Origin of the sequence: Micromonospora maritima, assembly GCF_902825405.1 — a bacterium.
GTDB lineage: Bacteria > Actinomycetota > Actinomycetes > Mycobacteriales > Micromonosporaceae > Micromonospora > Micromonospora maritima.
The window spans coordinates 1-13,153 of the sequence record NZ_CADEAU010000118.1 but is presented as its reverse complement, the minus strand read 5'-3'; the positions used below and the strand labels follow the sequence as shown (position 1 = coordinate 13,153).

Genomic DNA, 13,153 nt, shown 5'->3' with positions numbered 1-13,153 from the left:
CGCCCGTTGGGTACGCCGCCCCCGCACCCTGCCCGGCCTGGCGCTGGTGAACCTGACCCGGAGCCCCGGCCGCACCGTGCTGGGCGCGGGCGCGCTGGCCATCGGGGTGGCCGCGCTGACGCTGGTGGCGGCCACCGCGTACGCGTTCCGGGGCGCGATCGTGGGCAGCCTGCTGGGTGACACGGTGTCGCTCAGCGTGCGCGGCGCGGACCAACTCGCGGCGGTGGCCACCGTGCTGCTCGGAGCAGCGGCCGTGGCCGACGTGCTCTACCTGGACATCCGCGACCGGGCCGCCGAACTCGCCACGCTGCGGGCGACCGGGTGGACCGACGCGGCGCTGGGCCGCCTGATCGGCTACCAGGGCCTCGCGCTCGGCACGCTCGGCGCGGTCGGCGGCGCCGCCCTCGGGCTCGGCGGGGCGGCCCTGCTCATCGGCCAGGTGCCGGCCGGCCTGGTCACCGTGGCGGCGCTGGTCGCCCTGGCCGGCGTGCTGGTCACCTGCCTGGCGGCGCTCGTCCCGGCCGCCCTGCTGCGCCGCCTACCCACCGCACGACTGCTGGCAGAGGAGTGAGCATGGACGCGACGACGGGCAGTACGGTACGCATCGCCGGGCTGGTCCGGCAGTTCCGCAGCGGCACCGAGCGGCTCACCGCCGTCGACGACGTGTCGCTGGAGATCGCGGCGGGGTCGGTGGTGGCGCTGACCGGGCCGAGCGGCTCGGGCAAGTCCACGCTGCTGCACCTGATCGGTGCGATCGAGCAGGCCGACCGGGGCACGGTGACGGTGGACGACGTGGACGTCACCGCGCTGCGTCGGGCGGCCCTGGCCCGCTACCGGCAGCGGGTCGGTTTCGTCTTCCAGCGCTACCACCTGCTGCCGGCGCTCACCGTGCTGGACAACGTCATCGCGCCGGTGCTGCCGCGCCGGGGCCGGGCCGACCACGCCGCCCGCGCCCGCGACCTGCTGGACGCGGTGGGCCTCGCCGGCCGGGAACGGGCCCTGCCGGCCGAGCTCTCCGGCGGCCAGCAGCAGCGGGTGGCGATCGCCCGGGCGTTGATGGGCGAGCCCCGGCTGCTGCTGGCCGACGAGCCGACCGGCAACCTGGACTCGACCACCGGGGCCCAGATCCTGGACCTGCTGCTCGACCTGCGCGACCGGCACGGCATGACGATCCTGCTCGCCACCCACGAGCCGGCGATCGCCGCCCGCTGCGACCGCCTGATCCGGCTCGGCGACGGACGTGTCGTCGAGGACGTGGACCTGACCGACGGGGAGGACCCGGCCGACACGTTCGACCGTGCCTCCCGACTGCGTCTCTAGCCGAGGGAGCGCGCGTGTTCCGATTCGTCTGGCGACAGCTCCGTGGGCGTGCGGGCCGTTCGGTGGCGCTGCTGACCGGCGTCCTGGTGGCCACCACCGGCTTCGTCGTCCTCACCGGGGCGACCACCACCTCGCGGCTCGCCGTGATCGGCAGCCTCGAACGGCACACCCGCGCGTCCTACGACATCCTCGTACGTCCCGCGGGCAGCCGCACCCCGCTGGAGGCGCAGCGCGGGCTGGTCCGTCCCAACTACCTGTCCGGCCTCTTCGGCGGCATCACCACGGCCCAGTACGACCAGGTCAAGGCGCTGCCCGGGATCGAGGTGGCCGCGCCCATCGCGATGCTCGGGCACGCCGACCAGATCATCAGCGGCTCGCTCGACCTCACCGGGGCGGTCGACCCGTCCCTGGACCGGCAGGTCATCCGGATCGACCTGACCTTCGACACGGACCGTGGCCGGTCCGTCGGGCGGGCCGCACCCCGGTACCTCTACCTCACGAAGCACCCGCTGATCCGTCCGGACTTCTCCGGGCCGCCCGGCCGGAAGCTCCGGTACACCGACGGCAGCGCGCACCCCGTCGACGCCTGCGGCCGGGAGTTCGCGGTCCCGCGCGAGATCCAACCGGACGGGCGCTCCCTGCCGGTCTGCGACCCGTTGGCGGTCGCCAGCGACGGCGCGGCCGGATCCACCATGTCCGAACTCGACCTGACCTCGCTCAGCGCGGCCCACCTGCGACCGGACGGGCGGTTCGAGTTCGGCCCGGCCCGCCGGGGCAAACCACCGGCGCCCACCGACCGGCTGCTGCTCCCGGTGGGGGTCAGTGTCGCGCTGCTGCTCGCCGCCGTCGACCCGGTGGCCGAGGACCGGCTGGTCGGGTTGAACGGGGCGATCCAGGACGGTACGCCGCTGCCGCCGGACCGCCGGCCGGCCCGGGTGGACTATTCCACCTGGGGTCAGACCACCGAGTTTCCCGTCCTGGCCACCAGCCGCCCGTTCGTCGACGGGTCGGTCTCGGCGACGTACCGCCAGCTCGTGCCGTCCGGGATAGCCGGCCTGCCGGCCGCCACGGTCGGCCCGGCCCTGGCCACGCTCCCCGGCACGCCCGCGGGCGGCGGGCGGGAGGACTTCGCCGACCGCTACCTCGGGGACATCCGGAACCTGATCGAGCGTCCCGGGGAGTGCTGCGGCGGCGTGCTCGACCTCGTGTTGCAGGCGGGCCCGGTCGACTACGACGAGGGACCGGACGGCGTCCTACGACCGCGGACGGTCACCGTCGACCCATCGGTCTACGGCTCCGAGTTCGTGATCCGGCGACAGCGGTCCTGGCTCGCCGACGACCTGTCGTTCCGGCCGCTCAACCAGGTGCCGACGAGCATCGGCGACGAGGCCCTCTCGCACACCTGGCGTCCGGTCGGCACGTTCGACCCGCTCCGGTTGACCGGATTCGACGACCTGTCCCGGGTGCCGCTGGAGACCTACGAGCCGCCCACCGTCGAGGGCGCCGACGACCGCAGCCGGCAGGCGCTGGGCAACCGGCCGCTGCTGCCCAACGGCAGCCCCGGCGGCTACCTCTCCGCACCGCCGCTGCTGCTCACCAACCTGGCGAGCGTGCCGGACCTGCTGGTCGGCGCTCCGGCCCGGCAGCGCAAGGCGCCGATCAGCGCGATCCGGGTCCGGGTGGCCGACGTGGACGGCTACAACGAACGCTCGGCCGAGCGGGTCCGCCTGATCGCCGAACGCATCGCCACCACCACCGGCCTCGACGTGGACATCACCCTCGGTTCCTCTCCCGCGCCGCAGACCGTGGACCTGCCCGCCGGCACCTTCGGCCGCCCCGACCTGCGGCTGACCGAGAACTGGTCCGCCCTCGGCGTCGCCTCGGTCATCACGAAGGCCGTCGACCGCAAGAGCGCCGTACTGTTCGCGCTGGTCCTCGTGGTCTGCGCGCTGTTCCTCGGCAACGCCGTCACCGCCGCCGTCCGCGACCGCCGCGCCGAACTCGCCGTGCTGGCCTGCCTCGGCTGGTCCGCGCGCCGCATCGGCGTACTCGTCCTCGGCGAGGTCGCCACGCTCGGCCTGGCCGCCGGGCTGCTCGGGGTCGGCCTCGCCGTACCCCTCGGCCGCGCCCTCGGCATCGACGTCGAGTGGGACCGCGCGTTGCTCGCCGTGCCCGTCGCGCTGCTCCTGGCCCTGGTCGCGGGTCTGACACCCGCGCTGCGCGCCGCCCGCGCCCACCCTTCCGCCGCGTTGCGCCCGCCGGTGGCCGCCACCCTCCGCGCCCACCGCACCCGGACCGTCGCCGGGATGGCCCTGGTCAACCTGGCCCGCGTCCCCGCACGCACCCTGCTCGGTGCCGCCGCCCTCGGCATCGGCATCGCCTCACTCACCCTGGTCGGCGCCGTCGCCTACGCCTTCCGCGGCGCGGTCGTCGGCAGCCTGCTGGGCGACACGGTGTCGCTGGACGTGCGCGGCGCGGACACCCTCGCCGCCGTGGCCACGGTGCTCCTCGGCGCGGCCGCCGTCGCGGACGTGCTCTACCTGGACGTCCGGGACCGCGCCGCCGAACTGGCCACCCTCCGGGCCACCGGCTGGACCGACGGCGCGCTCACCCGTCTCGTCGGCTACCAGGCCCTGTTCCTGGGCGGCCTCGGCGCGCTGAGCGGTGCCGGCCTCGGGCTCGGCGGCGCCGCCTGGCTCGTCGGCGACCTGCCCGCGGCACTGGTCACCACCGCCGTCCTGGCCGCCCTGGCGGGCGTCCTGATCACCTGCCTGGCCGCGCTCGTCCCGGCCTACCTGCTGCGCCGCCTACCCACCGCGCGGCTCCTCGCACAGGAGTGACGCCGGCCGCGCGGCCGTGCGCCATCAACGACGCCGGCCGCGCGGCCGCTCAGGCTGGATCCGGTCAGGCGACCGGGCTGGCGGTGCGGACCTGCTCGGCGATGCGCTCGGCGACCTCGCGGGCGGTGCCCTCGGTGGCCGCCTCCACCATGACCCGCACCAGTGGCTCGGTGCCGGAGGGGCGGAGCAGCACCCGGCCGGTCTCGCCCAGCTCGGACTCGGCCCGTTCGACCTCGGCGCGGACGGCGGGCGCGGCGGCGCCGACGGTACGGTCGCCGACCGGCACGTTGATCAGCACCTGGGGCAGCTTGGTGACCACGGACGCCAGCTCGGCCAGCGAGGTGCCGGTGGCGGCCATTCGCGCCATCAAATGCAGCGCGGTGAGCACCCCGTCGCCGGTGGTGGCGTACGCGGGCATCACGATGTGCCCGCTCTGCTCGCCGCCCAGGGCGAAGCCGGAGGCGTGCAGCTCCTCCAGCACGTACCGGTCGCCGACCTTGGTCTCGACCAGCCGGATGCCGTGCTCGGACATGGCCAGGCGCAGGCCGAGGTTGCTCATCACGGTGGCGACCAGGGTGTCCTGGGGCAGCTCGCCGGCGTCCCGCATGGCCAGCGCCAGGATTGCCATGAGCTGGTCGCCGTCGACCTCGACGCCGTCGGCGGTGACCGCGACGCAGCGGTCGGCGTCGCCGTCGTGGGCGATGCCGAGGTGGGCGCCGTGCTCGACCACGGCGGCACGCAGCGCCTCGGTGTGGTTGGAGCCGCACTCGTCGTTGATGTTGAGCCCGTCCGGCTCGGCGTGGATGGCGATCACCTCGGCACCGGCCTCCCGGTAGGCGACCGGGGCGACGTCGGCCGCCGCGCCGTTGGCGCAGTCGACCACGACCTTGATCCCGTCGAGGCGGTGCGGCACGGTGCCGACCAGGTGCTGCACGTAGTGGTCGGCGCCGTCGAGCAGGTCGTGCACCCGCCCGACACCGGCGCCGGTGGGGCGCTTCCAGGCGGTGGTGGCGTTGGCCTTCACCGCCTCCTCGATCCGCATCTCGATCTCGTCGGGCAGCTTGTGCCCGCCGGCGGCGAAGATCTTGACGCCGTTGTCCGGCATCGGGTTGTGCGAGGCGGAGAGCATCACGCCCAGGTCGGCCTTGGCCTCGGCGGTGAGGAACGCCACCGCCGGGGTGGGCAGCACGCCGACCCGGACCACGTTCGCGCCGGCGCTGGTGAGCCCCGCGACGACCGCCGCCTCCAGCATCTCGCCGCTGGCCCGGGTGTCCCGGCCGACCACCGCGAGCGGCGGATGGCTCTTGTCGGTCTCGGCCAGCGTGTGGGCCGCGGCCACCGCGACCGCGAGCGCCAACTCCGGGGTGAGATCCGCGTTCGCCCGCCCGCGTACGCCGTCCGTGCCGAACAACCGGCCCATACCCGCCAACCTCCGTGCCGTTGAGAGGAGAAACGCGGAACGGCCGGGCCGCCTCCCGGGAGGGGAGGCGGACCCGGCCGTCCGTCAGAAGTACAAGACGCTTGTGATGATCAGCGCTTCGAGTACTGGGGAGCCTTACGGGCCTTCTTGAGGCCGTACTTCTTGCTCTCCTTGACCCGGGCGTCACGGGTCAGGAAGCCGGCCTTCTTCAGGGCCGGGCGGTCGTCGGGCTCGTTGACGATCAGCGCCCGGGCGATGGCGAGCCGCAGCGCGCCGGCCTGGCCGGTGGTGCCGCCGCCGCGCAGGTTGGCGATCACGTCGAACGCCTCGGGCTTCTCGGCGGTGACCAGCGGGTCCTTGATGAGCTGCTGGTGCACCTTGCTCGGGAAGTAGGCCTCGAGGTCGCGGCCGTTGCAGGTGATCTTGCCGCTGCCCGGGACGATCCGGACCCGGACGATGGCTTCCTTGCGCCGACCCACGGTCTGGATCGGGCGGTCACCGCGAGGCGCGCGCGCGACGGGCGCCGGCGCCTCGGTGGCCTCGGGGGCGACCTCGGTCTCGGTGATGTCGGTCATGCTGCTTCCTTCGCCCGCGCTCACTGCGCGATCTGCTTGATCTCGAACGGCGCCGGCTGCTGCGCGCCGTGCGGGTGCTCGGCACCGGCGTAGACCTTCAGCTTCTTGAGGATCTGACGGCCCAGCTTGTTGTGCGGGAGCATGCCCTTCACGGCCAGCTCGATGGCCCGCTCGGGCCGCTTGGTGAGCAGCTCGTCGTAGCCGACCCGCTTCAGACCACCCGGGTAACCGGAGTGGCGGTAAGCGACCTTGGTCTGGCGCTTGTTGCCGGTCAGCGCGACCTTGCCCGCGTTCACGATGACGACGAAGTCGCCCGTGTCGACGTGCGGCGCGAAAGTCGGCTTGTGCTTGCCACGCAGCAGCGTGGCGGCGTGGGTCGCCAGGCGGCCCAGCACGACATCAGAGGCGTCGATGACGTGCCACTGACGCTCGATCTCACCCGGCTTCGGGCTGTACGTACGCACAGGTCTACCTTGTCTCGTCGTCGGTCTGGGGTCGCGCGCCGAGGTAACCGGGGCTTCCCAGTCGAACCAGCGCGCACGAACGACCAAGCGTACCTGATGCGGCACGCCTAAGAATGTCGTACAACAGCAGGCAACGATACCCGGCCGCCCGGTGGCAGGTCAAAACGGGGTCGCACCACGCGTGGCCTGCGCGTTTTCCATGGCGCGGGTCACACACCGGCCAGCCTACGGGGTCCCGGCCGCAGGTAGACCGTCCAGGTCACCAGGAAGCACAGCGCGTACCAGCCGATGAAGGCCAGGTAGGCGGCGTCCGCGGTGCCGGAGGTCAGGAACGACTGCCGGAACGCCACGTTCACCAGCACCCCGCCGGAGGCCCCGACCGCGCCGGCGATGCCGATCAGCGCGCCGGAGAGCCGGCGGGCCCGCCGCCGCGCCGCCTCCGGGTCGCCGGTCCGCTCCGCCTCGGCCGCCGCCCGGGCCCGGAAGATCGCCGGGATCATCTTGTACGTGGAGCCGTTGCCGATCCCGGAGAAGACGAAGAGCGCCAGGAACCCGGCCAGGTAGAGCGGGAAGGACCGGTCCCGGGCCGCGTACAGCACCAGCGCGGCGCCGCCGGCCATCGCCACGAAGTTCCAGAACGTGACCCGGGCCCCGCCGAGCCGGTCGGCGAGCTGGCCGCCGACCGGCCGCACCAGCGAGCCGACCAGCGGCCCGAGGAAGGTCAGCCAGGCGGCGTCGACCGGGGTCGGGAACCGGTCGTGGAACTGGAGCTGGAGCACCTGGCCGAAGGCGAAGCCGAAGCCGATGAACGAGCCGAACGTGCCGACGTAGAGCAGCGACATCACCCAGGTGTGCGGGTCCCGGGCCGCCGCCCGCAGCGCGCCCGGCTCGTTGCGCGCCCCGGGCACGTTGTCCAACCAGCGGGCCGCGGCCAGCGCGGCGAGCACGATCAGCGGCAGGTAGACCGCCGGCACCAGCCGGGGGTACGCGGCGCCCGCGACGCCCAGCACCGCCAGCCCGACGAGCTGGACTGCCGGCACGCCGAGGTTGCCGCCGCCGGCGTTGAGCCCCAGCGCCCGACCCTTGAGCCGGTCCGGGAAGAACAGGTTGATGTTGGCCATGGAAGAGGCGAAGTTGCCGCCGCCCACGCCGGACAGGCAGGCCAGCACCATCAGCGTGGCGTACGACACCCCGGGTTCGATCAGCACCGCCATCGGCACCGCCGGCACGAGCAGCAGCAGCGCGCTCACGATGGTCCAGTTCCGGCCGCCGAACCGGGCCACGGCGAGCGTGTACGGCAGCCGCAGCACCGCGCCCAGCGCGGCCGGTACGGCGGTGAGCAGGAACTTCCCGGCCGGGTCGATGCCGTATTCCGGGCCGAGGAAGAGCACCACCACCGACCAGAGGCTCCACACGGAGAAGCCGACGTGCTCGGCGAAGATCGAGACGTACAGGTTGCGTCGGGCCACCCGGGCGCCGCCGGCGGCCCAGAACGCCGGGTCCTCGGGACGCCACTCGGTGATCCGCCCCGGCGGACCGGTGCGGACCGGCGCCGGGGTCGCGCCAGGGTCGGCGCTGGTGCTGGTGCTGGTGCTGGGGGCGAGCGTGCTCACGGCGGCTCCTCCTCGTCGGTGACGGGAGGGACGCTAGGAACCGCCGGTTTCCCCGGGGTGCCCCGCGCGGGTCGGTCCGGAAACGGAGATCGCACGTACGCCGGCCGGCGGTGGTGAGGCGGTCACAGCTCCTGGAGGATGCGCAGCGCCCGCCCGACCCGCTGCATGGTCTCGGTGTCGGCCACGTCCACGCACTCGGTGAACCACTTCTTCATCGGCGAGGAGAGCCGGTCGGGCATCACCACGAAACCGCCCGTCCGGACGGCGAGCGGCGAGTCGCGCAACAGCGACTCCTCGACCACCTCGGCCACGATCACGATCGGCACGTCGGTGGAGTTGTAGACGTCGGAGCTGATGACCAGGCCGAACCGTTCGCGGGCGCCGGAGATGCGCCAGACCTCTCCCCTACGCAGCACGCGGGCGCCCGCCGAACAGGGCGTCGTCGACCAGCGCGACCTCCTGGGCGTCGGCCAGGGCGGCGGACTCGAGGTCCAGGCCGGCGCGGCCGACGGCGGCGGCGTGCGCGGTGAAGACCTCGCGCAGCGCCTTCTCCCGGGCGGCCTGGTCCATCCACGCGGAGAGGGACAGCCCCTCACGCTTGGCGAACCGGCGCGCCTCCTCGATCGTGTCGTCGGAGAAGGACAACGTCACCTTGGCGGTCATGCCGGAGAGATTACCCACTGGTATGACCGCCAGTCATCCCCGCGCGCGCCCGTCGGCGAACCGGACAGCCGACCTCATCCCGGACGGTGGCCGCCGAAGACGGCGAACCGCCACTCCTTGAAGAAGCAGTCGACGTCCGCCAGGCCGGCCTCGGCGAGCCAGCGGCACTGGTCGGCCACGGTCGCCGGGCGGTCGTGCCGCATCCGCTCCCGCGCGGCGGCGATCTCGGCGGCGTCCGAGCCCCGCTCGGTGATCCGCGCCGTCCACACCTCGTCGTAGCGCCGGTCGAGCGCCGGGGTGGGGCCCGCCACCTGCTCGGCGTTGACGAACACCCCGCCCGGCGCCAGCGCGTCCGCCGCCCGGCGGTAGAGCGCCCGCTTGCCGTCGTCGTCGAGGTGGTGGACGGCCAGCGCGGAGACCACCGCGTCGTAGCGGCCGACCGGCAGGGGGTCACCCAGGTCGGCGTGGACCGTGCGGTGCGGCACACCCCGGGCGGCCAGGTGGCCGGTCGCCACCGCCAGCATGGCCGGCGCACCGTCCACGAGCGTCAGCCGGACGCCGGGGACCGCGGCGGCCAGCAGGAGGGAGAGCAGGCCGGTGCCCGCGCCCAGGTCCAACACCTCGGGGGTACGCCCGGCGGCGAGCGCCGCCCGCAACGGGGGCGCGGCCACCTCGACCGCCGTGCCGTAGAAGGCGTCGAAGCACGGCACCAGCCGCCGTCGGGCCTGGTCGTAGGTGCCCGCCACGGCGTCGAACGCATCCGTCACGCTCACGGTCGCCTCCCACTATTCGGAACAATTTTCCCACATTCTAAACCCGGCGACCCGACCCGTCACCCCCGTGCGGTGTGAGGCGCTCTTGACAGGACCGAAACAGAAGGGACCCGGACCGGAAACCGCCCGCCGGCACGCTTTTCCGACATGACAGACGGTGCACGCACGGCAACGCGATCGGGGGGTCGCCCCCGGGAGGTCGCCACGCACTGCCCGTACTGCGCGCTCCAGTGCGGCATGGTGCTGCGGGCGACCGGCGACCGCGTCGAGGTGGCTCCCCGGGACTTCCCCACCAACCGGGGCGGGCTGTGCCAGAAGGGCTGGACCGCCGCCGAGCTGCTCGACCACCCGGAGCGACTGACCACCCCGCTGCTGCGGGACCGGCCCGGCGGCGCGCTACGCCCGGCCGGCTGGGACGAGGCGCTGGACCGGATCGTCACCGGGCTGGACGCGGTCCGGGACCGGCACGGGCCGGACGCGGTGGCGGTCTTCGGCGGCGGCGGGCTGACCAACGAGAAGGCGTACGCGCTGGGCCGCTTCGCCCGGGTGACGCTGCGCACCCGGCACATCGACTACAACGGGCGCTGGTGCATGTCGTCGGCCGCCGCCGCCGGCAACCGGGCCTTCGGGGTCGACCGGGGGCTGCCCTTCCCGCTCGCCGACCTCGGCCGGGCGGACACGCTGCTGCTGGTCGGCGCGAACCCGGCCGAGACCATGCCGCCGCTCATGCGCCACGTCACCGAGCTGCGGGAGCGTGGCGGCCGGCTGATCGTGGTCGACCCCCGGGCCACCGCCACCGCCCGCCAGGCCGACCTGCACCTGCAACCGCTGCCCGGGACCGATCTCGCGGTGGCGAACGCGCTGCTGCACGTCGCGCTCACCGAGGGCCTCGTCGACCGGGCGTACGTGGCGGCCCGGACCATCGGCTTCGACCAGGTCCGGCGGACCGTTGCCGGTTACTGGCCGGCGGAGGTGGAACGCCTCTCCGGGGTGCCGGCGGCCGACCTGGAGGCCACCGCCCGCGCACTGGCCACCGTGGACCGGGCGATCGTCCTCACCGCCCGGGGCGCCGAGCAGCACGCCAAGGGCGTGGACACGGTCACCGCCTTCGTCAACCTGGCGCTCGCCCTGGGCCTGCCCGGGCGTCCCGGCTCCGGCTACGGCTGCCTGACCGGGCAGGGCAACGGGCAGGGCGGCCGGGAACACGGGCAGAAGGCCGACCAGCTCCCCGGTTACCGGCGGATCGACGACCCGGCGGCCCGGGAGCACGTGGCCCGGGTGTGGGGCGTCGACCCGGACACGCTGCCGGGGCCGGGCCTGCCGGCCTACCAACTGCTCGACTCGCTCGGCACCCCGACCGGGCCGAGGGCGTTGCTGGTCTTCGGCTCCAACCCCGTCGTCTCCGCCCCGCGCGCGGCCCGGATCGAGTCCCGGCTGCGTGACCTGGACCTGCTCGTGGTGGCCGACCTGCTCCGCTCGGAGACGGCCGAGTTGGCCGACGTGGTGCTGCCGGTGACCCAGTGGGCCGAGGAGGACGGCACGATGACCAACCTGGAGGGTCGGGTGCTGCGCCGCCGCGCGCTGCGCGAGCCGCCCGCCGGCGTGCGCAGCGACCTGGAGATCCTCGCCGCGCTCTCCGACCGGCTGCCCGGCGCGACACCGCTGCCGAGCGATCCGCGCGAGGTGTTCGAGGAACTGCGCCGGGCCTCGGCCGGCGGCCCGGCCGACTACGCCGGGATCAGCTGGGACCGGATCGACGCCGACACGGGCGTCTTCTGGCCCTGCCCGGATCCCGCCGGGCCGGACCGCCCCCGGCTCTTCGCCGACCGGTTCCCCACCCCGGACGGCCGGGCCCGGTTCCACCCGGTGGACCACCGCCCGGCCGCGGAGCCGGTCTGCGCCGACTATCCGCTGCACCTCACCACCGGTCGGGTGCTGGCCCAGTACCAGTCCGGCACCCAGACCAGACGCGTGGCCGCGTTGCGCCGGGCCGCCCCGGGCGGCTTCGTGGAGCTGCACCCCGACCTGGCCGCCCGGCTCGGCGTGGCCGACGGCACGCCGGTACGCGTGGTCTCCCGCCGGGGCGAGCTGCGCGCGCCCGCCCGGATCACCCCGACGATCCGGCCGGACACCGTCTTCGCACCGTTCCACTGGCCCGGCGCGGCCCGGGCCAACTCGGTCACCAACGACGCGCTCGACCCGGTCTCCGGGATGCCCGAGTTCAAGATCTGCGCGGTCCGGGTGGAGCCGGCATGACCGCCCGGATCGTGATCGTCGGGTACGGCATGGCCGGGGCCCGCCTCGCCGCCGAACTGCACGCGCGCGAGGGCGACCACCGGGTCACCGTGCTCGGGGCGGAGCCGCACCGCGCGTACAACCGGATCATGCTCTCCACCCTGCTCGCCGGCCGGATCGACGAACCGGACCTGGAGCTGGTCGAGGCCGTCGGCCCGGGCGTGGACGTGCGGACCGGCGCGCCGGTCACCGCGATCGACCGGACCGCCCGGGAGGTGCGCACCGCCGACGGCGTCGGACACGGCTACGACCACCTGGTGCTCGCCACCGGCAGCCGGTCCGTGGTGCCGCCGCTGCCCGGGCTCGACCCGCTGCCGGACCGGGTGGTCCCGTTCCGCACGCTCGCCGACTGCCGGCGGATCCTCGCCGCCGCCCGGGACGCCCGGCACGCAGTGGTGCTCGGCGGCGGGCTGCTCGGGTTGGAGGCGGCCCGCGGGCTCGCCGCCCGGGGCCTCGCCGTGACCGTGGTCCACCCGGTCGGTCACCTGATGGAACGCCAGCTCGACCCGCCGGCCGGGGCGGTCCTCGCGGACACCCTCGCCGCGCTGGGCGTCCGGGTCCGGCTGGGCGTCGCCGCCACCGGGGTGACCGCCGACGCCGACGGTGTCCGCCTGCACCTGGGCGACGCCGGTCCGCTCGCCGCCGACCTGCTGGTCCTCTGCTGCGGCGTACGCCCCGACACCGCGCTGGCCGCCGCCGCCGGGCTCGCCGTCGACCGGGGCGTGGTGGTGGACGACCGGATGCGGACCGACGACCGGCGGATCTCGGCGATCGGCGACTGCGCCCAGCACGACGGCACGCCGACCGGGCTGGTCGCGCCGGCCTGGGCGCAGGCGCGGGTGGTCGCCGACCTGCTGGCCGGCGACGATCCGCTGGTCCGCTACCGGCCCCGACCGGTGGTGACCCGGCTCAAGGCCGCCGGCATCGACCTGGCCGCGATGGGCGACCTGGCCGGCGACCCGGCCGGGGGCGCGCCGGTCGAGGAGCTGACGTTCACCGACCCGACCCGTGGCACCTACGCCCGGTTGCGGATCCGCGACGAGCGCCTGACCGGCGCGATCCTGCTCGGCGACAACCCGGCGGTCGGCACCGTGGTGCAGCTGTTCGACCGGGGGGCGCCGGTGCCGACGGACCGGCGGTCGCTGCTGCTCGGCCGCGCGTTCGGCGCCGCCCCGGCCGAGCCGGCGGCG

12 protein-coding genes are annotated in these 13,153 nt (G+C 74.7%); 5 read left to right on the top strand and 7 right to left on the bottom strand.

What is annotated here, in order from left to right:
- The 3 genes from HUW36_RS13710 to HUW36_RS13700 all read left to right on the top strand — a co-directional run.
- Positions 1-571: FtsX-like permease family protein (locus HUW36_RS13710; RefSeq protein WP_343044324.1), on the top strand; the 571-nt coding region annotated here is incomplete at its 5' end.
- Between the two features lie 2 nt (positions 572-573).
- Positions 574-1,320: an ABC transporter ATP-binding protein gene (locus HUW36_RS13705; RefSeq protein ID WP_174528514.1), complete on the top strand. Its 747-nt coding sequence runs from the start codon at positions 574-576 to the stop codon at positions 1,318-1,320.
- Between the two features lie 14 nt (positions 1,321-1,334).
- Positions 1,335-4,160, top strand: a complete 2,826-nt coding sequence (locus tag HUW36_RS13700) for an ABC transporter permease (protein ID WP_174528513.1) — start codon at positions 1,335-1,337, stop codon at positions 4,158-4,160.
- A 64-nt stretch (positions 4,161-4,224) separates the two neighbouring features.
- On the opposite strand, the gene glmM is transcribed toward HUW36_RS13700, so the two are convergent.
- The 7 genes from glmM to HUW36_RS13665 form a co-directional block, all read right to left on the bottom strand.
- Complete coding sequence (glmM, locus tag HUW36_RS13695; RefSeq protein WP_174528512.1) at positions 4,225-5,580, bottom strand: phosphoglucosamine mutase; 1,356 nt, start codon at positions 5,578-5,580, stop codon at positions 4,225-4,227.
- 110 nt (positions 5,581-5,690) lie between these two features.
- Positions 5,691-6,155, bottom strand: a complete 465-nt coding sequence (rpsI, locus tag HUW36_RS13690; protein WP_088998399.1) for a 30S ribosomal protein S9 — start codon at positions 6,153-6,155, stop codon at positions 5,691-5,693.
- Between the two features lie 20 nt (positions 6,156-6,175).
- Positions 6,176-6,619, bottom strand: a complete 444-nt coding sequence (rplM, locus tag HUW36_RS13685) for a 50S ribosomal protein L13 (protein WP_174528511.1) — start codon at positions 6,617-6,619, stop codon at positions 6,176-6,178.
- A gap of 209 nt (positions 6,620-6,828) precedes the next feature.
- Positions 6,829-8,232, bottom strand: a complete 1,404-nt coding sequence (locus tag HUW36_RS13680) for an MFS transporter (protein WP_174528510.1) — start codon at positions 8,230-8,232, stop codon at positions 6,829-6,831.
- Positions 8,233-8,354: 122 nt separating this feature from the next.
- A complete protein-coding gene (locus HUW36_RS13675; RefSeq protein ID WP_174528509.1) occupies positions 8,355-8,648 on the bottom strand; it encodes a hypothetical protein in 294 nt (97 codons plus the stop codon).
- Complete coding sequence (locus HUW36_RS13670; RefSeq protein WP_174528508.1) at positions 8,638-8,895, bottom strand: DUF6364 family protein; 258 nt, start codon at positions 8,893-8,895, stop codon at positions 8,638-8,640. The genes HUW36_RS13675 and HUW36_RS13670 overlap by 11 nt, the downstream gene beginning before the upstream one ends.
- 74 nt (positions 8,896-8,969) lie before the next feature.
- On the bottom strand, positions 8,970-9,668 hold the full coding sequence (locus HUW36_RS13665) for a class I SAM-dependent methyltransferase (protein ID WP_174528507.1): 699 nt from the start codon (positions 9,666-9,668) through the stop codon (positions 8,970-8,972).
- Between the two features lie 147 nt (positions 9,669-9,815).
- Between HUW36_RS13665 and HUW36_RS13660 the strand changes: the two genes are divergently transcribed.
- Positions 9,816-11,924, top strand: coding sequence for a molybdopterin oxidoreductase family protein (locus HUW36_RS13660; RefSeq protein WP_174528506.1), 2,109 nt, complete (start codon positions 9,816-9,818; stop codon positions 11,922-11,924).
- The coding region (locus tag HUW36_RS13655) for an NAD(P)/FAD-dependent oxidoreductase (protein ID WP_174528505.1) at positions 11,921-13,153 on the top strand (1,233 nt) is incomplete at its 3' end. The genes HUW36_RS13660 and HUW36_RS13655, both read left to right, overlap by 4 nt.